The 21349-nt window shown below is 54.9% G+C and carries 17 protein-coding genes and 1 pseudogene; 16 read left to right on the top strand and 2 right to left on the bottom strand.

The genetic code is table 11. From position 1 onward, the window contains the following. Nucleotides 1-52 precede the first annotated feature (52 nt). The 6 genes from dxs to spo0A all read left to right on the top strand — a co-directional run bounded on the left by dxs (nt 53) and on the right by spo0A (nt 7916). Nucleotides 53-1945, top strand: coding sequence for a 1-deoxy-D-xylulose-5-phosphate synthase (dxs, locus tag GYMC52_RS12155; RefSeq protein ID WP_013144772.1), 1893 nt, complete (start codon nt 53-55; stop codon nt 1943-1945). A 3-nt stretch (nt 1946-1948) separates the two neighbouring features. Next, complete coding sequence (locus GYMC52_RS12150) at nt 1949-2797, top strand: TlyA family RNA methyltransferase (protein WP_012820588.1); 849 nt, start codon at nt 1949-1951, stop codon at nt 2795-2797. 49 nt (nt 2798-2846) lie between these two features. Next, nucleotides 2847-3296: a transcriptional regulator AhrC/ArgR gene (gene ahrC / locus GYMC52_RS12145; RefSeq protein WP_011231872.1), complete on the top strand. Its 450-nt coding sequence runs from the start codon at nt 2847-2849 to the stop codon at nt 3294-3296. Nucleotides 3297-3422: 126 nt separating this feature from the next. After that, the gene (gene recN / locus GYMC52_RS12140) at nt 3423-5144 is read left to right on the top strand and encodes a DNA repair protein RecN (protein WP_012820589.1); all 1722 of its coding nucleotides are present in this window, start codon (nt 3423-3425) and stop codon (nt 5142-5144) included. Nucleotides 5145-5417: 273 nt separating this feature from the next. Continuing rightward, the gene (gene spoIVB, locus GYMC52_RS12135) at nt 5418-6713 is read left to right on the top strand and encodes a SpoIVB peptidase (RefSeq protein WP_012820590.1); all 1296 of its coding nucleotides are present in this window, start codon (nt 5418-5420) and stop codon (nt 6711-6713) included. Nucleotides 6714-7097: 384 nt separating this feature from the next. Further along, on the top strand, nt 7098-7916 hold the full coding sequence (gene spo0A / locus GYMC52_RS12130; RefSeq protein WP_025038882.1) for a sporulation transcription factor Spo0A: 819 nt from the start codon (nt 7098-7100) through the stop codon (nt 7914-7916). A 151-nt stretch (nt 7917-8067) separates the two neighbouring features. On the opposite strand, the gene GYMC52_RS18200 is transcribed toward spo0A, so the two are convergent. Further along, nucleotides 8068-8220, bottom strand: a complete 153-nt coding sequence (locus tag GYMC52_RS18200; protein ID WP_011231868.1) for a YycC family protein — start codon at nt 8218-8220, stop codon at nt 8068-8070. 108 nt (nt 8221-8328) lie between these two features. On the opposite strand from GYMC52_RS18200, the gene GYMC52_RS12125 reads away from it, so the two are divergent. Then, a complete protein-coding gene (locus tag GYMC52_RS12125) occupies nt 8329-9057 on the top strand; it encodes a glycerophosphodiester phosphodiesterase (RefSeq protein ID WP_012820591.1) in 729 nt (242 codons plus the stop codon). Between the two features lie 75 nt (nt 9058-9132). On the opposite strand, the gene GYMC52_RS12120 is transcribed toward GYMC52_RS12125, so the two are convergent. Then, entirely contained in the window at nt 9133-9381 is a 249-nt protein-coding gene (locus GYMC52_RS12120; RefSeq protein ID WP_012820592.1) for a DUF2627 domain-containing protein, read from the bottom strand. A gap of 139 nt (nt 9382-9520) precedes the next feature. Between GYMC52_RS12120 and GYMC52_RS12115 the strand changes: the two genes are divergently transcribed. The 9 genes and pseudogenes from GYMC52_RS12115 to GYMC52_RS12075 form a co-directional block, all read left to right on the top strand. Next, nucleotides 9521-11584 carry a sigma-54 interaction domain-containing protein gene (locus tag GYMC52_RS12115; RefSeq protein WP_012820593.1) on the top strand — a complete coding sequence of 688 codons (2064 nt, stop codon included), beginning with the start codon at nt 9521-9523 and terminating at the stop codon, nt 11582-11584. Between the two features lie 138 nt (nt 11585-11722). Continuing rightward, nucleotides 11723-12625, top strand: coding sequence for a phosphate butyryltransferase (gene yqiS / locus GYMC52_RS12110; RefSeq protein ID WP_012820594.1), 903 nt, complete (start codon nt 11723-11725; stop codon nt 12623-12625). A 24-nt stretch (nt 12626-12649) separates the two neighbouring features. Next, nucleotides 12650-13753 (top strand): leucine dehydrogenase, encoded by a 1104-nt coding sequence (locus tag GYMC52_RS12105; protein WP_011231863.1) that lies wholly within the window; start codon nt 12650-12652, stop codon nt 13751-13753. Nucleotides 13754-13808: 55 nt separating this feature from the next. Further along, on the top strand, nt 13809-14921 hold the full coding sequence (buk, locus tag GYMC52_RS12100) for a butyrate kinase (RefSeq protein ID WP_012820595.1): 1113 nt from the start codon (nt 13809-13811) through the stop codon (nt 14919-14921). A 30-nt stretch (nt 14922-14951) separates the two neighbouring features. Beyond that, nucleotides 14952-16373, top strand: coding sequence for a dihydrolipoyl dehydrogenase (lpdA, locus tag GYMC52_RS12095; RefSeq protein WP_012820596.1), 1422 nt, complete (start codon nt 14952-14954; stop codon nt 16371-16373). A gap of 69 nt (nt 16374-16442) precedes the next feature. Further along, complete coding sequence (locus GYMC52_RS12090; protein WP_012820597.1) at nt 16443-17438, top strand: thiamine pyrophosphate-dependent dehydrogenase E1 component subunit alpha; 996 nt, start codon at nt 16443-16445, stop codon at nt 17436-17438. A 13-nt stretch (nt 17439-17451) separates the two neighbouring features. Next, nucleotides 17452-18435 (top strand): alpha-ketoacid dehydrogenase subunit beta, encoded by a 984-nt coding sequence (locus tag GYMC52_RS12085; protein ID WP_011231859.1) that lies wholly within the window; start codon nt 17452-17454, stop codon nt 18433-18435. Between the two features lie 37 nt (nt 18436-18472). After that, nucleotides 18473-19816: a dihydrolipoamide acetyltransferase family protein gene (locus GYMC52_RS12080; RefSeq protein ID WP_012820598.1), complete on the top strand. Its 1344-nt coding sequence runs from the start codon at nt 18473-18475 to the stop codon at nt 19814-19816. Nucleotides 19817-19961: 145 nt separating this feature from the next. Further along, nucleotides 19962-21035: pseudogene (locus GYMC52_RS12075) on the top strand (IS1634 family transposase); the annotation flags it as partial. Nucleotides 21036-21349 lie beyond the last annotated feature (314 nt).

Here is a 21349-nt window from a genome sequence, read left to right as displayed (position 1 = left end):
GTACGAGGAGAAACGGCTCGGAGAACGACAGAATGAAAGCGAGTGATCTTTGTTGGACTTGACAAAAATTGACCATCCGCGCGTTGTCAAAAACATGTCCATTCCTGAGCTGAAACGGTTAAGCGCCGAGATTCGGCGGTTTTTAATTGAGAAGTTGTCGAAAACAGGCGGACATATCGGCCCGAACTTAGGGGTCGTCGAGCTGACGATCGCCCTCCACCGCGAATTCGACAGCCCAAAAGACAAGCTCATTTGGGATGTCGGACACCAGTCATATGTGCATAAAATTTTGACCGGACGCGCCGCCGCGTTCGACACGCTCCGCCAATACAAAGGGCTGTCCGGGTTCCCGAAACGGAGCGAAAGCGAGCATGACGTGTGGGAAACGGGCCATAGCTCGACGTCGCTGTCGGCGGCGATGGGAATGGCGATCGCCCGTGATTTGAAAGGGACGGATGAATACATCGTGCCGATCATCGGCGACGGGGCGCTCACCGGCGGCATGGCGCTTGAGGCGCTCAACCATATCGGGCATGAGAAAACGGATATGATTGTCATCTTAAACGACAATGAAATGTCGATCGCCCCGAACGTCGGCGCGTTGCACAACATCCTCGGTCGGTTGCGCACCGCCGGCAAATACCAGTGGGTGAAAGATGAACTGGAGCTGCTGCTCAAGCGCATCCCAGCGGTCGGCGGCAAGCTGGCGGCGACGGCCGAGCGGCTGAAAGACAGCTTGAAATATTTGCTTGTCTCCGGCGTGTTTTTCGAAGAGCTCGGGTTTACGTATTTAGGCCCGGTCGACGGCCACGATTTTGAGGATTTGCTTGAGAACTTGCGCTATGCGAAGAAGATGAAAGGCCCCGTGCTTGTCCATGTCATCACGAAGAAGGGAAAAGGGTACAGTCCGGCGGAAAACGACAAAGTCGGCACATGGCACGGCACAGGGCCGTACAAAATCGAAACCGGCGCTTTTGTCAAAACGAAAGAGGCCGGTCCGTCATGGAGCGCGCTTGTCAGCGAAACCGTGCGCCGGCTCGCCCGCACCGACCCGCGCATCGTCGCGATTACGCCGGCGATGCCGGTCGGCTCGAAGCTGGAAGGATTCGCAAGCGAGTTCCCCGATCGGATGTTTGATGTTGGCATCGCCGAGCAGCATGCGACAACGCTTGCAGCTGGATTGGCGACGCAAGGGATGAAACCGTTTTTGGCCATTTATTCGACATTTTTGCAGCGCGCCTATGACCAAGTCGTCCATGATGTATGCCGGCAAAACTTAAATGTCTTTTTCGCCATTGACCGTGCTGGGTTGGTCGGGGCGGACGGCGAAACGCACCAAGGGGTGTTTGACATCGCCTTTTTGCGCCATGTGCCGAACTTGGTGTTGATGATGCCAAAAGACGAAAACGAAGGACAGCACATGGTGTACACCGCCATCCGCTACGACGACGGGCCAATCGCCATGCGTTTCCCGCGCGGCAACGGGCTTGGCGTACCGCTTGATGAGGAGCTGAAAGAAATCCCAATCGGCACGTGGGAAGTGTTGCGCGACGGCTGCGATGCGGCGATTTTGACGTTTGGCACGACGATTTCGATGGCGCTTAAGGCGGCCGACGAGCTGGCGAAAGACGGCATATCGGTGAAAGTCGTCAACGCTCGCTTTTTGAAGCCGATGGACGTGGCGATGCTTCACGAACTGCTTGAGAGCCGCCTGCCGATCTTAACGGTCGAAGAGGCGGTGCTGCAAGGCGGCTTTGGCAGTGCTGTGTTGGAGTTTGCTCATGATCATGGTTATCACGGAGCGGTCATCGAACGGATGGGCATCCCGGACCGCTTTATCGAACATGGAAGCGTCAGCGAGCTGCTCAATGAAATCGGGCTGACGTCGACCCATATCATCGACCGCATCAAAACGATGATGCCAAGAAAACAGAAAAGGGCTTGAGACATGAAAGGAAAAAAAGAACGGCTCGATGTGCTGCTTGTTGAACGAGGGCTGGCGGAAACGCGAGAAAAGGCGAAGCGGGCGATCATGGCCGGGCTTGTCTATTCAAACGACGTTCGACTCGATAAGCCCGGAGAAAAAGTGCCGGTTGACATTCCGCTTGAGGTGAAAGGCAACCCGCTTCCGTACGTCAGCCGCGGTGGGTTGAAACTGGAAAAAGCGTTGCGCGAGTTTCATATTCGCGTGGAAAATAAAATTGTTCTTGACATCGGCGCGTCGACCGGCGGTTTCACCGACTGCGCCTTGCAGCATGGGGCGAAGCTGACGTATGCCGTCGATGTCGGCTACAACCAGCTTGCTTGGAAGCTGCGTCAAGACGAGCGCGTCGTTGTGATGGAGCGGACGAACTTCCGCTACGTGACGCCGGATCAGTTTACGAAAGGGCTGCCGGAAGTAGCTGTCATCGATGTCTCGTTTATTTCGCTGCGTCTCATTTTGCCGGTCGTCAAGACGGTCATGGTGCCGGGCGGCGATGTGATTGCGCTCGTCAAGCCGCAGTTTGAAGCCGGCAGGGAAAAGGTCGGCAAAAAGGGGATTGTTCGCGACCCGAACATTCACGAGGAAGTGCTCGAATCGATCATTCAATTCGCCTGTGCGGAAGGATTCGATGTTTTGCACTTATCCTATTCGCCCATTACAGGCGGCGATGGCAACATTGAGTTTTTGCTTCACGCCGTTTATTCGGGAGAAAATCGCAAAGGGGAAAACCGTCTGTCGATGCCGATCGCACATATCGTACGTGAGGCGCACGCCCATCTACGTGGCGACAGGACAGAGGGGAATGGCGAATAGAGGCGGGAAACAACAGCGTGGCATTTTGCAAGCAAAGAGGTGGCGCAGTGTGAACAAAGGGCAAAGGCATATTAAAATTCGCGAAATCATTATGAACCATGACATTGAAACGCAAGACGAGCTTGTCGACCGGCTGAGAGAAGCAGGCTTTAACGTCACCCAAGCGACCGTCTCGCGCGACATTAAAGAAATGCAGCTCGTCAAAGTGCCGATGGCCAACGGCCGCTACAAGTACAGCCTTCCGTCCGACCAGCGCTTCAATCCGCTGCAAAAGCTGAAGCGGGCGCTTGTTGATGTGTTTGTGAAGCTTGACGGAACGGGCAACTTGCTCGTCTTGCGGACGCTGCCGGGCAACGCCCATGCCGTCGGCGTCTTGCTCGACAATTTGGATTGGAACGAAATCGTCGGTACGATTTGCGGCGACGATACGTGCCTGATCATTTGCCGGACGCCGAAAGATGCGGAAAAAGTGTCCGACCAGCTGTTGTCCATGCTCTAGGCGAGGACCGGCCCAGCTCCCGTTCTGCGTTCAAGGACGGAACGACAGGGCGGTCCTCGTTTGCAAACCCGAACATACGTGCTATAATCAAAAGTGGAATTAATCGGACAGGCAAGGAGTGATGAAATGCTCGCCGAGCTGTCGATTAAAAATTTCGCCATTATCGAGTCGCTCTCGTTGTCGTTCGACAAAGGGCTGACGGTGTTAACCGGCGAAACGGGAGCCGGCAAATCGATCATCATCGACGCGATTCATTTGTTGATCGGCGGACGCGGCTCCGCTGAATTTGTCCGCTTTGGAGCGGAAAAGGCGGAAATCGAAGGGCTGTTTTTGCTTGATGATGACCGCCATCCGTGCTGGCAAAAATGCGCAGACGTTGGCATCGACGCCAGCGACGGCATGATCGTGTTGCGCCGCGATATTTTCGCCAACGGCAAAAGCGTCTGCCGCATTAACGGCAAGCTCGTCACGACGGCGGTGCTGCGCGACATCGGGGCGACGCTTGTTGATATTCACGGCCAGCATGAACATCAAGAACTGATGGATCCGTCCCGCCATCTGCCGCTTTTAGACGAGTTCGGCGGCCTAGAGGCGGCAGAGGCGCTTGCTCGCTACCGCGCCGTCTACGAGCGGTATGAGGAGCTCGGAAACAAATTGAAAAAGCTGAGCGAAAATGAACAGCAAATGGCGCACCGGCTTGATTTGCTGACGTTTCAGCTGCGCGAAATCGAGCAGGCGGCGCTCGAGCTGGGCGAGGACGAGCGGCTGATGGAGGAAAAAGTTCGCATCGTCAATTTTCAAAAAATTTATACCGCGCTGCAGAAAAGCTATGAGGCCCTCTCCGGAGAGGGACGCGGGCTTGATTCGATCGGGGAGGCGATGCGCCATCTCGATGACGTCGCAGGCATGGATGCAGCGCTCAAAGATGCGCATGAAACGACGTCGAACTGCTACTATTTGCTCGAGGAAGTCATGTACAAGCTGCGCGATCAAATTGAGGAGATGGAGTACGACCCAGAGCGGCTCGATGCCATTGAAAGCCGTCTCGCGGAAATCGGGCAGCTCAAACGAAAATACGGGGCGACGATCGCCGATATTTTGCACTACGCCGAGACGATCGCCGAGGAAATCGAGACAATCGAAAATCGCGAAACGCATGTGCATGAGCTTAAGCAGCAGCTCGCTCTGGTGACGGACGAGTTGCTTACGGAGGCGAAAAACGTCACCGCTGTTCGGCAAACATATGCCCAGCGCCTGATTGAGCGCATTCATCAAGAACTGAAAGACTTGTACATGGACAAAACGAAATTTGACATCGTATTTGCCAAGCGCGAAGGATCGCTTGACGCCCCCTTGGTCGACGGCGTGCCGGTTAGGTTCCAAGAAGACGGCATCGATGTCGTCGAGTTTTACATTTCGACGAACGTCGGCGAGCCGTTAAAACCGCTCGTCAAAGTCGCTTCCGGCGGCGAGCTGTCGCGCATTATGCTGGCGTTGAAAACGATTTTTTCCAAACATCAAGGAGTGACGTCGATTGTTTTTGATGAGGTCGACACCGGTGTCAGCGGACGCGTCGCCCAGGCGATGGCGGAAAAAATTTACCGCATCGCCAGCCAGTCGCAAGTGCTTTGCATTTCCCATCTGCCGCAAGTCGCTGCGATGGCGGACACGCACTTGTTGATCGCCAAAGAGACGGATGGGGAACGGACGAAAACAGTCGTGAGGAAGCTCAATGAGGAGGAGAAAGTGAAAGAAATCGGGCGGATGATTTCCGGCGTCGAGATGACGGAATTGACGAAACGGCATGCCAAAGAGCTGTTGGAACTGGCGGCGAAAATGAAACATTGATTCCTGTTTCCCCTGTTCGTCGAGGGGAGGCGCATCCCTCTCAAAGCGGGCCGATTCCGCCTGCCTGTTCTGCCTTGGCGCCCGCTTTCCTTAAGAGAACTACGGTGTTTCATAAAGATAAGCAAAAAGCCGCGCGGCTGTCCGGATGCAAGTCCATCCAATTCCGGGCAGCTTTTTTATCGGCAGGGCGATTATATTTTCCCCGGTTCAGGCAAAATTAAAACTGTAACCGTTTTTGCATGGTGTAGGCGGGAGCGAGGAGAGTGGACGACATTGAATAAAGAAACGGCGCGAAAAATCGCAGGAGTGCTTCTCCTTGGTATATTGACGGCCATCGCCTTTTCCAAACCGATGAAGGAATATTGGCAAATTCCGAAGCAGCTTGTCCTGTTTGAAGGCGATGCGGTTGAATTTCCTGCCGCTTCCCTTCCCGTGCAAGCGGCCGTCAATGACCGAAACGCTCCCGAAACGCTCAATATTGAGCGAAAAAACGGTTCTCTGTCTGTAAAGGCGAAACGCCGCGGACATGAAACGATGGTGTTGCAGGTTGCCGGAATGCCGATCAAGCAAGTGGATGTCAACGTGCTGCCGACGCTCAAAGTCATTCCCGGCGGACAATCGATCGGCGTCAAGCTCAATACCGTCGGCGTTCTTGTCGTCGGTTACCACCTTGTCGAAACCGAAAACGGGAAAAAATCGCCGGGAGAGGCAGCCGGCATTCAAGTCGGCGACATCATTATCGGCATTAACGGCCAAAAAATCGAAAACATGAGCGACCTCTCCCCTTTCATCGAGGAGGCCGGCAAAACGGGAAAACCGCTTCATCTAAAAATTCTGCGCGATCAGCACTCCATGACGGTGAAGCTCGTTCCGCTGAGAGACAAGCATGACGATGTGTACCGCATCGGCCTGTACATTCGCGATTCGGCCGCCGGCATCGGGACGATGACATTTTACGACCCCAAATCAAAAACATATGGCGCACTTGGCCATGTCATCTCTGACATGGATACGAAAAAGCCGATTGTCGTGCAAAACGGGCAAATTATGCGCTCGACCGTCACATCGATCGAAAAAGGGACGAGCGGCAATCCAGGTGAAAAATTAGCCCGCTTTTCCGACGGCGAAGAAGTGATCGGCACGATCACCACCAACAGCCCGTTTGGCATTTTCGGCAAGCTGATCAAACCACTGCCGAATGGTCCGTTCACAAAACCGATCCCGGTTGCCTTGGCGAACCAAGTGAAAGAAGGACCGGCAAAAATATTGACAGTGGTGGAAAACGACAAAGTCGAGCAGTTTGACGTGGAAATTGTCAGCACCATTCCGCAGAAATTTCCGGCGACCAAAGGCCTCGTGATTCGCGTCACGGACCCGCGCTTGTTAAAGAAAACAGGGGGCATCGTCCAAGGGATGAGCGGCAGTCCGATCATTCAGGATGGAAAACTCGTCGGCGCAGTGACGCACGTTTTCGTGAACGATCCGACATCCGGCTATGGCGTCCACATTGAGTGGATGCTGCAAGAGGCAGGCATCGATCTATACGGCAAACAAAAGAAAGCGAGCTGACAAAGTCGGCTCGCTTTTTCCCGGCAGCCAACATTCGATTCTTGCGTATATTTGGTGAAATGACGAGTGATGATTTGGTCACCATTCATCTCTTCCTGATCATCCCAAGGCCAATGTTTCGAAATGCTGTGAGCGGCTTGATTGATCCCGCCATATTGGTTAGGCTGCCACTAAAAATTTTTCAAAAAAGGCGGCAAAAATTTTGCCGGTTTGGCATAGATATTTGGTGAAACATCCGTTAAAATGAAATTTGTAAAGATTTTTCGACAAACGCATCGCTGGTGAAAACGAATATTGTCTAATGAGCTCGTTTTTTGTTATAATTTTTATTTTTTGAAAAATAAAAGGATTTTTTGCCGCTGTTGTCGAATGTACGTTAATGGAATGTTACATAGCAAGAAAAAGTGGGGGAGGACGATCGTTTTGAGCATTAAGGTGTGCATTGCCGATGATAACCGCGAATTGGTGACATTGCTTGACGAATATATCTCGAGTCAGCCGGACATGGAAGTGATTGGCACGGCGTATAACGGCCAAGACTGCCTTCATATGCTCGAGGAAAAGCGGCCGGATATTTTGCTTCTGGACATCATTATGCCGCACTTGGATGGGTTGGCTGTGCTTGAGAAAGTCCGCGCAGGTTGTGAGCATCAGCCGAGCGTCATTATGCTGACGGCGTTCGGCCAGGAGGATGTCACGAAAAAGGCAGTAGAACTCGGCGCTTCCTACTTCATTTTAAAACCGTTCGACATGGAGAATTTGGTCCATCACATTCGGCAGATTCATGGCAAAACGGCGCCGATGGTCAGAAAAACCGGCTCTGCCTACCAGGCGCGCGACAACAAACCGAAAAATTTAGATGCGAGCATTACGAGCATCATCCATGAAATCGGCGTCCCGGCGCATATTAAAGGCTATCTGTACTTGCGCGAAGCGATCGCGATGGTGTACCACGACATCGAACTGCTCGGCTCCATCACGAAAGTGCTCTATCCGGACATCGCGAAAAAATACAACACGACCGCCAGCCGCGTCGAGCGCGCCATTCGCCATGCGATCGAAGTCGCTTGGAGCCGCGGCAACCTCGAATCGATTTCCTCGCTGTTCGGCTATACGGTGAGCGTCTCGAAGGCAAAGCCGACAAACTCGGAATTCATCGCCATGGTGGCCGATAAGCTCCGGCTTGAGCATAAGGCATCGTAACGGAAAACGAATGATAGCCAAAGCGGCAAGACGCTCCGCAATCGGGGGCGTCTTTTTTGCCGTTTGGCGGCTTGCTGGAACGAAAAAAGGGGGAACGCGGCTTGCGCCGGTGTGGTGTACAGAGGCGGCTTTACCGCCAAGGGCCAGACGGTTAAGACGGGTCGTTTTCTTTTTCTTTTTTCTCCAATTCCAGCAGCTTGTTCACCAAAATGTGCGGCGGCATATGCATGATCTGCTCGATCGGCACGCCGAGCGCTTTGGCCAGCTTTTGCGCTGTTTCCAGCGAAATTTTCAACGGTTGCATCATCTCACCTCGTTTGTTCATAGTATTACTTTTAGTATAACGAACGACCGCCGGTTTCGGCCAGCTCGTTGGCTGAACGGCGAATAAAGGCGAAAGGAAGAAGGCAGAATGACATTGATTTTTGCCCACCGCGGGGCGGCGGGGACGCACCCGGAAAATACGATGGCGGCGTTTATCGAGGCGGAAAAAGCGGGAGCGGACGGCATTGAATTGGATGTGCAGCTCACAAAAGACGGCGAAGTGGTCGTCATTCATGACGAAACGGTCGACCGGACGACGGACGGCAGCGGCTGGGTGAAAGACATCACGTACCGCGAACTGCGCCGATTGAACGCGGCGGCCATGTGGGACGGCAAGCACGGCCATTGTCCGATTCCGCATCTTGAGGAAGTGCTTGCTTGGCTGTCATCAACACGGATGGCGGTCAACATCGAGCTGAAAAATAGCCTCATTGCCTACGAAACGCTTGAGCAAAAAACGATCTCCCTCGTGCGCCGCTATGGGCTTGAGAAGCGGACGATTTTGTCATCGTTCAATCATCATAGCATGCGCCTTTGCCGAACGCTTGCACCGGAAATCGAGACGGCGCTCTTGTACATCGAGCCGCTGTATGACCCATGGACGTATGTGCGCGCCATGAACGCCGACGGGGTGCATCCGCACTATCGGACGGTGACGGCGGAATTTGCCGCCGAAGCGCGGCGGCGCGGGGTGGCGGTCCGCCCGTTTACGGTAAATAAGCGAAATGTGATGAAAACGATGTTTGCTTATGGCGTTGACGCCGTCTTCACCGACTACCCGCGCCAAGCGAAGCAATGGAAAGAGAAAACGCCTTAACGAGAGACGTTAAGGCATTTTTTGTTTGTCTTGAAATGGATGTTTTCCCAGTGTAATAGGCATCAACGTTCCGGGTCAAGGCGTTTTTCGTTTTCGTTGAAAACGCGCCTGCACTTTGTTGCGCTTCCGGTCGCGGTGCAGCAAAAAACCGCCGAGAAACGCCAGCCCGGCGGCAAACAGCGCGAGCCCGGCGAGAAATTGCAGCCATAAGGCAGAAAACAGCGGCCCGTTGATGCCAAACAACGCATCGCGCATCCACTTGATGCCAAGCGCCGCCGAAAGCCCCGGGATGACTAAAATCAACAGTGCAATCATTCGCCCCATCGCGATCGCGTTCCTTTCCGAAAAGAGTGGCCTTATCGACTATCATAGCGGTTATTGGGCGTTTGTCAAGGAAAGAGCAAATCAAGTATGATAAAAGTGTCTGCAAAAATTGGCATACTATAAAGTGTGGTGGACGGACATGAAAAAAGTGATGCTTATTGGCGCTGACTCGCGTGGGACATCGTTGTTGAAGCTGCTCCATGGGGCATCAGGGTTTGAAGTCGTGGCAGTCGTGGATGTAGATGAACACGCTCCGGGGTTGCAGCTGGCGCGCCGATGGGGTATTGCCGCCGCCAGCGACTGGCGTCCATGGATGGCCAAACCGCTTGATTTGATCATTGAAACGACGGGCAGGGCGGATGTTTTGGAAGAAATCCGCCGACGGGCACCCGAGGGGGCGAATATTGTTCCGAGCGCGGTCGCGCGGATGATGGCCGAGCTCGTTGCAGAAAAAGAAGCGCTCATCGCTGAGCTGAAAAGTGAAGCAGCTCGGCGCGCGCTCATCTTTCATTCGTCCCATGATGGCATGATTGTTGTAGATGAATATGCTTACATTACCGATATGAATCAAAGCGCGGCGGAGCTCCTTGGAGTGGACAAAGACGAAGTGATTGGCAAACATATTTTGGATGTTTTGCCGTCAAGCGGCTTGCCACGCGTGCTGAAAACGAGGCAGACCGAATTTCATCAGGAAGTGGAACTGGCCAATGGAAAAAAATTGATCACCACCCGCATCCCGATCATCGATGACAATGGCAAACTGTTTGGGGCGCTCGCTGTGTTTAAAGACATTACCGAGCTTGTCGCTTTGGCGGAAGAAATCACCGACTTAAAAGAAGTCCGCATGATGCTCGAAGCGATCATCTATTCGTCGGAAGAGGCGATTTCCGTCGTCGATGAAAATGGGAACGGCATTTTGATCAACCCGGCGTATACACGGCTCACCGGTTTGACAGAGGAAGACGTCATCGGCAAACCGGCGACGGCCGACATCGCCGAAGGGGAAAGCATGCATATGCAAGTATTGAAAACGCGCCGCCCGGTGCGCGGGGCGCGCATGAAAGTCGGCCCGAAAAACCGGGATGTCATCGTCAATGTCGCGCCGATCATCGTCGATGGCGTATTGAAAGGGAGCGTCGGCGTCATTCATGATGTGTCAGAAATTCAGCGGCTGACGGCTGAGCTCAATCGGGCGCGGCAAATCATCCGCACGCTCGAGGCGAAATATTCGTTTGCGGATATTGTCGGTGAGTCAGAGGAGATGAAGGTGGCGATCGAGCAGGCGAAGCTGGCGGCGAAAACACCGGCGACGATTTTGCTGCGGGGGGAATCAGGGACGGGCAAGGAGCTGTTCGCCCACGCCATTCACAACGCGAGCGACCGAAAGTATAACAAGTTTATCCGCGTGAATTGCGCGGCCATTCCGGAAACATTATTAGAAAGCGAACTGTTTGGCTATGAGGAAGGAGCGTTTTCCGGTGCGCGGCGCGGCGGCAAGAGAGGGTTGTTTGAAGAAGCAAACAACGGCAGCATTTTTCTTGACGAAATCGGCGAGCTGTCGGCCAGCACGCAGGCGAAGCTGCTCCGCGTTTTGCAGGAGCGGGAAATCGTTCGCGTCGGCGGGACGAAGCCAATCCCGATCAACGTCCGCGTCATCGCCGCCACGAACGTCAACCTTGAAAAAGCAATTGCCGAAGGTGCATTTCGCGAAGACTTATACTATCGGCTCAATCGGATGCCGATTTATATTCCGCCGCTGCGCGCTCGCAAGGAAGACATTCCAGCGCTTTGCCGGCATTTGATCCAGAAACTGAACCAAGATTACGGGCGCAACGTCGAAGGTGTCACGGATGAAGCGATGGCGAAGCTTCTTGCCTATGATTGGCCGGGAAATGTCCGCGAGCTCGAAAACGTGCTCGGGCGGGCGATGATTTTTATGAAATTTCATGAGGTGATGATCGATGCGACGCATTTGCCGCCGCTCGCTTCGCCTTCGTCAGTGCCGGCTCATCGAGTGGAAACGGAAGAGGAGATTCGGCCGCTTGAGGAAATGGTGAGCCGATACGAAGCGAGCTTGATTGAGCAGGCGCTTCGCCGCCATCGCGGCAATAAAACAGCGGCGGCTCGGGCGCTTGGCATTTCGGTGCGCAATTTATACTACAAACTGGAAAAATACAACCTTGACAAAAAAATCATGCAATAATTTGCGCGTTGTGAAAGAAATTGCGCATATCGGTTTGTTTGTATCACTTGTTTTAAAACGCTTTCATCTATTTTTTAGTTGGCACGGTTTTTGCGTAAAAAGACCGTGCCGCACGATTTGCAGAAAAGGTTGGTGCAGATGATGAAGCTTGAATCGTTAGTGGAAGAAGCAAGACAATGCCAAGACCGGACGGTGGCCGTGGCGGCGGCGGAAGATGAAGAAGTGATCGAAGCGGTGGCGATGGCGCTCGAACACCGTCTCGGACGCTTTGTGCTTTATGGCGATCGGGAGCGGCTCGGACGGCTGTTGAAGGAAAAAGGATGCGCCCGCTTTTCCGACGTCGATGTCGTTCATGCGAATTCGATCGGGCAAGCCGCAGAGCTTGCCGTGCGCGCCGTCCATTTGAACGAGGCGGATGCGTTGATGAAAGGGCATGTGCCGACAGCAATGCTGCTGAAAGCCGTTTTGAACAAAGAATACGGGCTGCGCACGGGAAAGGTGTTGTCCCATGTCGCTGTTTTTGAGGTGCCGGAGTTTGACCGGTTTGTCATCGTCACCGACGCGGCGATGAACATCGCTCCGGATTTGGAGCAAAAGGTGCAAATTGTCAACAACGCCGTCAGCATCGCGCGTTCCATCGGCATCGAGCGCCCGAAAGTCGCGGCGCTGGCGGCGGTGGAGACGGTCAATCCGGCCATGCCGGCGACCGTCGATGCAGCGGCGCTCGCAATGATGCAAAAGCGGGGGCAAATCGAACATTGCCTCCTTGACGGACCGCTTGCGTTGGACAACGCGGTGTCGCTGGCGGCGGCGAAGCATAAGCGGATTGAAAGCGAAGTGGCTGGACAGGCTGATATTTTGCTTGTGCCGGACATTGAATCCGGCAACATGCTGTATAAGTCGCTCGTCTATTTTGCGAACGCACGCGTCGGCGCAGTCATCGCTGGGGCGAAGGCGCCGATCGTGTTGACGTCGCGCGCCGACTCGGCGGAAAGCAAACTGTATTCGTTGGCGCTTGCTATTTGTTCGGCAGCAAAATGAAATAGATGAAGGAGGCCATCAGTGATGGAACTGTTTCAATATATGGAAAAATATGATTATGAGCAAGTGTTATTTTGCCAAGACAAAGAATCCGGATTGAAGGCGATCATTGTCATTCATGACACGACGCTCGGCCCGGCGCTCGGCGGGACGCGCATGTGGATGTACAATTCGGAAGAAGAGGCGCTTGAAGACGCCTTGCGCCTCGCCCGCGGCATGACGTACAAAAACGCGGCCGCCGGCCTTAATTTAGGCGGGGGCAAGACGGTCATCATCGGCGATCCGCGCAAAGATAAAAACGAGGCGATGTTCCGCGCTTTCGGCCGGTTCATTCAAGGGCTGAACGGCCGCTACATTACGGCGGAAGACGTCGGCACGACCGTTGCCGATATGGATATCATCTATCAAGAAACCGACTATGTCACCGGCATTTCGCCGGAATTCGGCTCATCCGGCAACCCGTCGCCGGCCACGGCTTACGGCGTATATCGTGGGATGAAAGCGGCGGCGAAGGAAGCATTTGGCAGTGATTCGCTTGAAGGAAAAGTTGTCGCCGTCCAAGGAGTCGGCAATGTCGCCTACCATTTATGCCGCCATTTGCACGAAGAAGGAGCGAAACTCATCGTTACCGACATCAACAAGGAAGCGGTGGCGCGCGCGGTCGAGGAATTTGGGGCGAAAGCGGTCGACCCGAACGACATTTACGGCGTGGAGTGCGACATTTTTGCTCCATGCGCGCTCGGCGGCATCATCAACGACCAAACGATTCCGCAGCTGAAAGCGAAAGTGATCGCCGGCTCGGCGAACAACCAGCTGAAAGAGCCGCGCCATGGCGACATGATTCATGAAATGGGCATCGTCTATGCACCAGATTATGTGATCAACGCCGGCGGCGTCATCAACGTCGCCGATGAGCTGTACGGCTACAACCGTGAACGGGCGATGAAAAAAATCGAGCAAATTTATGACAACATCGAAAAAGTGTTTGCCATCGCCAAGCGTGACAACATTCCAACGTATGTGGCCGCTGACCGGATGGCCGAAGAACGAATTGAAACGATGCGCAAAGCGCGCAGCCAATTTTTGCAAAACGGCCATCATATTTTAAGCCGCCGCCGCGCCCGCTAATAGCGGCGAGGGGCGGCCTTCCGCCCCGCCGGCGGATGATGGAGGGACAGCAACGATGGAAGAGCAGAAGTTTCGCATTTTAACGATCAATCCAGGCTCGACTTCAACGAAGATCGGCGTGTTTGAAAATGAACGGCCATTGCTCGAAAAAACGATCCGCCATGAGGCGGACGTGCTTCGGCAATATAAAACGATCGCGGACCAGTATGAGTTTCGCAAGCAAACGATTTTGCAAGCCCTGGATGAAGAAGGGATCAATTTATCGAAGTTGAGCGCCGTCTGCGGCCGCGGGGGGCTTCTCCGTCCAATCGAAGGCGGCACGTATCGCGTCAATGAGGCGATGCTTGAAGATTTGCGGCGCGGATATTCCGGCCAGCACGCGTCCAACCTCGGCGGTATTTTGGCGCATGAGATCGCCTCGGCCTTAAACATCCCAGCGTTTATCGTCGATCCGGTCGTTGTCGATGAACTTGATCCAATCGCCCGGATCAGCGGATTTCCGCTCATTGAGCGGCGCAGCATTTTCCACGCCTTAAACCAAAAAGCGGTCGCGCGCCGCGTCGCCAGGCAGCTCGGCAAACGGTATGACGAACTGAACTTGATCGTCGCCCATATGGGCGGCGGCATTACGGTCGGCGCCCACAAGCAAGGAAGGGTCGTCGATGTCAACAACGGGCTTGATGGCGAAGGCCCGTTCAGCCCGGAGCGCGCCGGGACGGTGCCAGCGGGCGATTTGGTTGCTTTATGCTTCTCTGGTGAATATTACCGCGAAGAGATCATGAACATGCTCGTCGGCGGCGGCGGCCTTGTCGGTTATCTTGGCACGAATGATGCGGTGAAAGTCGAGAAAATGATCGAAGCCGGCGATGAAAAGGCCAAGCTCGTGTATGAGGCGATGGCGTACCAAGTGGCGAAAGAAATCGGTGCGGCAAGCGCCGTGCTTTCCGGCAAAGTTGACGCCATCATTTTGACCGGCGGACTGGCGTATGGCAAATCGTTTGTCGAACAGATCACTCGCCGCGTGCAATGGATCGCCGATGTCATCGTCCATCCGGGCGAAAACGAACTGCAGGCGCTCGCTGAAGGCGCGCTTCGCGTCCTGCGCGGCGAAGAAGAGGAAAAAGTGTATCCAGGCGAGGCCGTTTCGCCGGTTCCAGCCCGGCGTTGATGCGGCAACGGACAGAAAGGAGAAGGCAAGATGGCAAAAGAATACGATGTCGTCATTCTCGGCGGAGGAACGGGTGGCTATGTGGCCGCCATTCGCGCCTCGCAGCTCGGGTTGAAAACGGCCGTTGTGGAAAAAGGGAAGCTCGGCGGCACGTGCCTGCACGCTGGCTGCATTCCGTCCAAAGCGCTGCTTCGCAGTGCCGAAGTGTACGCACAAACGAAAAATGGCGAGGCGTTTGGCGTCATCGCCGACGGCGTGCGCCTTGATTTTGCCAAAGTGCAGGCGCGCAAAGCGGCGATTGTTGAGCAGCTCCATAAAGGCGTGCAGCATTTGATGAAAAAGGGGAAAATCGATGTGTACGCCGGCACCGGCCGCCTGCTCGGCCCGTCGATCTTTTCCCCGCTGCCGGGGACGGTGTCGGTCGAAATGAACGACGGCAGCGAAAACGAAATGCTCGTCCCGAAATTCGTCGTCATCGCCACCGGTTCGCGCCCGCGCACGCTGCCGGGGCTCGAGCCGGACGGCGAATTCGTGATGACGTCCGATGAGGCGCTGCAAATGGAGACGCTCCCCTCGTCCATCTTGATCGTCGGCGGCGGTGTGATCGGCATGGAATGGGCGTCCATGCTCAATGATTTCGGCGTTGACGTGACGGTGCTCGAATATGCCGATCGCATTTTGCCGACAGAAGATGAAGACGTGTCAAAAGAAATGGAAAAACTGCTTCGCCGCCGCGGTGTCAACATCGTCACGGGAGCGCGGGTGCTCGCGGAAACGCTCGAAAAAGGAAACGGTGTTGTCATTCAAGCGGAGCATCAAGGCGAGCGGAAAACGTTTGCGGCCGACAAGATGCTTGTTTCCGTCGGGCGTCAGGCGAACATTGAGGGGATCGGCCTGGAAAACACCGAGATTGTCGTGGAGAAGGGGTATATTCAAACGAACGAGTTCGGCCAAACGAAAGAATCGCACATTTACGCGATCGGCGATGTCATCGGCGGCCTGCAGCTTGCCCATGTCGCCGCCCATGAAGGGATTGTCGCCATTGAGCATTTGGCCGGGCACAACCCAGCGCCGATTGACTATACGATGGTGCCCCGCTGCATTTACACCCGTCCGGAAGCGGCGGCGGTTGGCTTAACCGAACAAGAGGCGAAAGCGAAAGGCTATGATGTCAAGGTCGGCAAATTTCCGTTTAAAGCCATTGGCAAGGCGCTTGTGTTCGGTGAGGCGGAAGGGTTTGTGAAGCTCATCGCCGACCGGAACACGGACGATCTGCTTGGCGTCCATATGGTCGGGCCGCACGTGACCGATTTGATTTCCGAAGCCGGTCTCGCCCGCGTGCTTGATGCGGCTCCTTGGGAAGTGGCCCATGCGATTCATCCGCATCCGACGCTGTCAGAGGCCATGGCGGAAGCGGCGCTGGCGGTCGATGGCAAAGCTATTCATTTTTAACCGATTTCGCCGTATGCGCGCGGCGCGTGATCATTGGTTGACTATGTGAATCTAAGGGAGGTTGTTGCGATGGCGCAAAACCGTCATCAGGCGCTTGGATTAAGCGATGACACGGTGTTGGAAATGTATGAAACGATGCTCTTGGCCCGCAAGCTCGATGAACGGATGTGGCTGTTAAACCGCGCGGGGAAAATTCCGTTCGTCATCTCATGCCAAGGGCAGGAGGCGGCGCAAGTCGGCGCGGCATTCGCCCTCGACCGGACGAAAGACTATGTCTTGCCGTATTACCGCGATGTGGGCGTTGTCCTGACGTTTGGCATGACGCCGAGAGAATTGATGTTGGCGGCGTTTGCCAAGGCGGAAGACCCGAACTCGGGCGGCCGGCAAATGCCCGGGCATTTCGGGAAAAAGAAAAACCGGATCGTCACCGGTTCATCGCCTGTGACGACGCAAGTGCCGCATGCGGTTGGCTTTGCGCTGGCGGCGAAAATGGAAAAGAAAGATTTTGTCGCCTTCGTCACGTTCGGCGAAGGGTCGTCGAACCAAGGCGATTTCCACGAAGGGGCAAACTTTGCCGGCGTTCATAAACTCCCAGTCATCTTTATGTGCGAAAACAACAAGTACGCCATTTCCGTACCGATTTCGAAACAACTCGCGTGCGAAAAGGTGTCGGACCGCGCCATCGGCTATGGCATGCCGGGCTATACGGTCGACGGCACCGATCCTCTTGAAGTGTACCGCGTCGTGAAAGAAGCGGCCGACCGCGCCCGCCGCGGCGAAGGGCCGACGCTCATCGAGGCGGTGACATACCGGCTGACGTCGCACTCGTCGGACGACGACCACCGCGTCTACCGGACGGAAGAAGAGCTCGCCGAAGCGCGCGCCAAAGACCCGATCGTGTCGTTTGCCAACTATTTGAAAGAAACCGGCGTTTTGACCGATGAACAAGATGAAGAAATTCAAGCGCGCGTCATGAAAGAAGTGAACGAAGCGACCGACTATGCGGAGAAGGCTCCGTACGCCGAGCCGGAGCATGCGCTTCGCTACGTGTATGCCGAGGAGTAAGGGGGAATCGACGATGCCTGTTATTTCCTATATTGATGCCGTCACGATGGCGATTCGCGAAGAAATGGAACGAGACCCGCGCGTGTTTGTGTTGGGAGAAGACGTCGGCCGAAAAGGCGGGGTGTTCAAAGCGACACAAGGATTGTACGAGCAGTTCGGCGAAGAGCGCGTCATCGACACGCCGCTTTCCGAGTCGGCGATCGTCGGCGTCGGCATCGGCGCGGCGATGTACGGCCTGCGCCCGATTGCCGAAATTCAGTTTGCCGATTTTATCATGCCAGCGGTCAACCAAATCATTTCTGAAGCGGCGCGCATCCGCTACCGCTCGAACAACGACTGGAACTGCCCGATCGTCATCCGCGCCCCGTACGGCGGCGGCGTTCACGGCGCTTTGTACCATTCGCAGTCAGTCGAAGCGATTTTCGCCAACCAGCCTGGGTTAAAAATCGTCATGCCGTCGACGCCATACGATGTGAAAGGGCTGCTGAAAGCGGCGATTCGTGACGAAGACCCAGTGCTCTTTTTCGAGCATAAACGCGCCTACCGCCTCATTAAAGGGGAAGTGCCGGAGGACGACTATGTGCTTCCGATCGGCAAGGCGGACGTCAAGCGTGAAGGCGATGACATCACGGTCATCACGTATGGGCTGTGCGTCCATTTTGCCTTGCAGGCGGCCGAGCGCGTCGCCCAAGACGGCATTTCCGTTCACCTGTTGGATTTGCGCACCGTCTATCCGCTTGACAAAGAAGCGATCATCGAAGCGGCGAGCAAAACAGGAAAAGTGCTGCTCATTACGGAAGACAACAAAGAAGGCAGCGTCATGAGCGAAGTCGCCGCCATTATCGCGGAGCATTGTTTGTTTGATCTCGACGCGCCGATTATGCGCCTCGCCGGCCCGGACGTTCCGGCCATGCCGTATGCGCCGACGATGGAAAAATTCTTTATGATCAATCCAGAAAAAGTCGAAAAAGCGATGCGCGAATTAGCGGCGTTTTGAGGCGAAGACATTGCAGCCAAGATAGGAGGGTATCGATGTGGCCATCGAACAATTGACGATGCCTCAGCTCGGGGAAAGCGTCACGGAAGGCACGATCAGCAAATGGCTCGTTTCCCCGGGCGACAAAGTGAACAAATACGATCCGATCGCTGAAGTCATCACCGATAAAGTGAGCGCGGAAATTCCGTCGTCGTTTGCCGGCGTCATTCGCGAGCTGATCGCCAAAGAAGGGGAGACGCTCCCAGTCGGCGCGCCGATTTGCACGATCGAAGTCGAAGGCGCTGCACCGGCTCCGGAAGCGAAGCCGGCGGATGAAGCGCCGAAAGCAGAAGACAACGCGGAACCAGCCGCTCCGAAACAGGTCGGCCGGGCAAACAACGGCCGCTATTCGCCGGCCGTGCTCCGCCTTGCCCAAGAACATGGCATTGACCTTGAACAAGTGAAAGGCACCGGCCTTGGCGGGCGGGTGACGCGCAAAGATTTGCTGAAGCTCATTGAGTCTGGACAAATTCCGAAAGCGGAAGCGGCACCGGCGGCGGAACAAGCGGCGCCAAAAGCGGAACCGAGAGCGGAGCAACCGGCCCCGGCCGCCGCGGCGGCTCAACTGTCTGCCGCTGCCGCGCCAACCGCGCCGCAGGCAGCGCCGATCAAACCAGCGGCCCCGAACGTCGAAGCCGGAGCGGGCGACATCGAAATTCCGGTCACCCCGGTGCGCAAGGCGATTGCGGCGAACATGCTCCGCAGCAAACACGAAGCGCCGCACGCGTGGACGATGGTCGAAGTCGACGTGACCGACCTTGTCGCCTACCGTGATGCGATCAAAGACGAGTTCAAGCGGCGTGAAGGCTTCAATTTGACGTATTTCGCCTTCTTCGTCAAGGCGGTCGCCCAAGCGCTGAAAGAATTCCCGCAGCTGAACTCGACGTGGGCGGGCGATAAGATCATTCAACGCAAAGACATCAACATCTCGATCGCCGTCGCGACGGATGACGCCTTGTTCGTGCCCGTCATCAAGCACGCCGATGAAAAAACGATCAAAGGCATCGCCCGCGAAATCGCTGAACTGGCGGCGAAAACGCGCGCCGGCAAACTGCGCCCGGAAGACATGCAGGGCGGCACGTTCACCGTCAACAACACCGGCGCGTTCGGCTCGGTGCAGTCCATGGGCATTATCAACTACCCGCAAGCGGCCATTTTGCAAGTGGAAACGATCGTCAAACGCCCGGTCGTGAAAGACGGCATGATCGCCATCCGCGACATGGTCAACTTATGCTTGTCGCTTGACCACCGCGTCTTGGACGGCTTGATTTGCGGCCGCTTCCTCGCTCGCGTCAAAGCGATTTTGGAAAACATGAACAAAGACAACACGCCGATTTATTAACGATTCCCCCATCGCCATCGGTTGGCGGTGGGGGTTTTTGCGTGGCGCGATTTCAAACTTGTTTCTGACCGGACGGTTTCTGTGGATCCCCAATGCCAAACCCGAACCAGCGATGCGGTTAAGTTGATCGCAAGCATCAAAGCGCTCTCGTGTCCATGAGCAGCTGAAGCAAGCCCACCTCGACGACGAATGGTTTTACGTGGCCGATTCCGCCGCGATGAAGAAAGACACCTTGGCGCAGACAAAAGCCGCCCGTGCCTTTTTGATCACCAGAGGCCCTTCGTCGCTTCGAATCGTGAAACAGGCGCTCGCGGAGGCCGATTCGCCTCACATCCCGTGGAGCGAACCCTTTACCCTGGCGGAGAGAAACGGCGCCACGTACTGGGTATGGGAAACGGCCGCGACCTACGAAGGCCACCCGGTTCGGCTGATCGTCGTCGAATCGAGCGCGCTCGACCAGCGCAAAGGAAAGACGCTCGAAAAAGAGCGAGTCAAAGAAGCGGAGCTTCTTCGCGAGGAACAAGTCCGTTGGGAGCGCCACCCCTTCTCCTGCCGCGAAGACGCCGAACAAGCCTTGGCGTCCCTCAAGGCGTCCCTTCGCCCTCGGTTTCATCGAGTGGAGGCCGCGGTCAAAGAGATCGTGCGTCCGAAAAAACGGCGCGGACGGCCGAAAAAAGGGGCGGAACCCGAGACGGAGACGCTGTACACCCTTCGCCTAAACGTCGAATTCGACCAACCGGCATGGGAACAGGCAAGACGGAAAGCGTCCCGGTTTGTCCTCGTCACGACCGTTCCAAAGGAATGGAAGGGCCAACCCATGGATGCCCAAGAGATCTTGAAGCTGTATAAAGGGCAAATCTCGGTGGAAATGAACTTCGCGTTTTTGAAAGATCCGTTTTTCACGGATGAGATTGATGTCAAAAAGCCAGAACGAGTTGCCGTATTGGGCTATTTGTTTCTGTTGGCCCTAGCGATTTACCGCGTTTTTCAGCGCCGGGTGCGCCAGTTCATCACACCCGAACACCCGTTAAAGGGCGCGGGAGGCCGCAAGCTGACCCGGCCAACGGGACAGGCGATTTTTCAGCTGTTTCAATATGTGAACGTCATCCTGCTGGAGCTGCCAGACGGGCGCATCCAACGCGCACTCGATCGCTCTCTCAACCCGGATCAGCGAAGGATTCTGCAGGGATTGGGCATGGATGAGAGCATCTACGTCTAACATGATACAGAACGACTAGTGATGGTAAAAAAAGGATTGCCATCGCTCGTTGTGTTGGTCAAAAAGTTATTCTGAAAAACTAAATAAAAAATCCTTTGTTTTGACCTTGTTAGGGTGCGAAATGTGAGTTTTAAAGGCAAACATGACAGCAATGTTGCCCAAAGAGGAGCATGGAATAAAAAGGAAGAAATACTATTTTGTTTTTACTTATCACAATCCTCTTTTTTGTCAAGTGTAATTTGAAATGAAAATCCTTTTAATTTTTTTATTTACAATAAATATTTTTATTTACAATAAATACTATAAATTTTATA

This window comes from Geobacillus sp. Y412MC52 (genome assembly GCF_000174795.2).
GTDB classification, from domain to species: domain Bacteria; phylum Bacillota; class Bacilli; order Bacillales; family Anoxybacillaceae; genus Geobacillus; species Geobacillus thermoleovorans.
The sequence above is the reverse complement of the archived record's forward strand: the minus strand, read 5'-3'. Positions and strand labels throughout refer to the sequence as shown.

What these genes read in the sequence shown, in the direction of transcription:
- GYMC52_RS12105 (WP_011231863.1), top strand. Translation starts at nt 12,650, where the DNA reads ATGGAACTGTTTCAATATATGGAAAAATATGATTATGAGCAAGTGTTA.
- GYMC52_RS18200 (WP_011231868.1), bottom strand. Translation starts at nt 8,220, where the DNA reads ATGCAACCGTTGAAAATTTCGCTGGAAACAGCGCAAAAGCTGGCCAAA.
- buk (WP_012820595.1), top strand. Translation starts at nt 13,809, where the DNA reads ATGGAAGAGCAGAAGTTTCGCATTTTAACGATCAATCCAGGCTCGACT.
- recN (WP_012820589.1), top strand. Translation starts at nt 3,423, where the DNA reads ATGCTCGCCGAGCTGTCGATTAAAAATTTCGCCATTATCGAGTCGCTC.
- GYMC52_RS12120 (WP_012820592.1), bottom strand. Translation starts at nt 9,381, where the DNA reads ATGGGGCGAATGATTGCACTGTTGATTTTAGTCATCCCGGGGCTTTCG.
- GYMC52_RS12150 (WP_012820588.1), top strand. Translation starts at nt 1,949, where the DNA reads ATGAAAGGAAAAAAAGAACGGCTCGATGTGCTGCTTGTTGAACGAGGG.
- spo0A (WP_025038882.1), top strand. Translation starts at nt 7,098, where the DNA reads ATGTTACATAGCAAGAAAAAGTGGGGGAGGACGATCGTTTTGAGCATT.
- yqiS (WP_012820594.1), top strand. Translation starts at nt 11,723, where the DNA reads ATGATGAAGCTTGAATCGTTAGTGGAAGAAGCAAGACAATGCCAAGAC.
- GYMC52_RS12085 (WP_011231859.1), top strand. Translation starts at nt 17,452, where the DNA reads ATGCCTGTTATTTCCTATATTGATGCCGTCACGATGGCGATTCGCGAA.
- GYMC52_RS12125 (WP_012820591.1), top strand. Translation starts at nt 8,329, where the DNA reads ATGACATTGATTTTTGCCCACCGCGGGGCGGCGGGGACGCACCCGGAA.
- lpdA (WP_012820596.1), top strand. Translation starts at nt 14,952, where the DNA reads ATGGCAAAAGAATACGATGTCGTCATTCTCGGCGGAGGAACGGGTGGC.
- GYMC52_RS12090 (WP_012820597.1), top strand. Translation starts at nt 16,443, where the DNA reads ATGGCGCAAAACCGTCATCAGGCGCTTGGATTAAGCGATGACACGGTG.
- GYMC52_RS12115 (WP_012820593.1), top strand. Translation starts at nt 9,521, where the DNA reads ATGAAAAAAGTGATGCTTATTGGCGCTGACTCGCGTGGGACATCGTTG.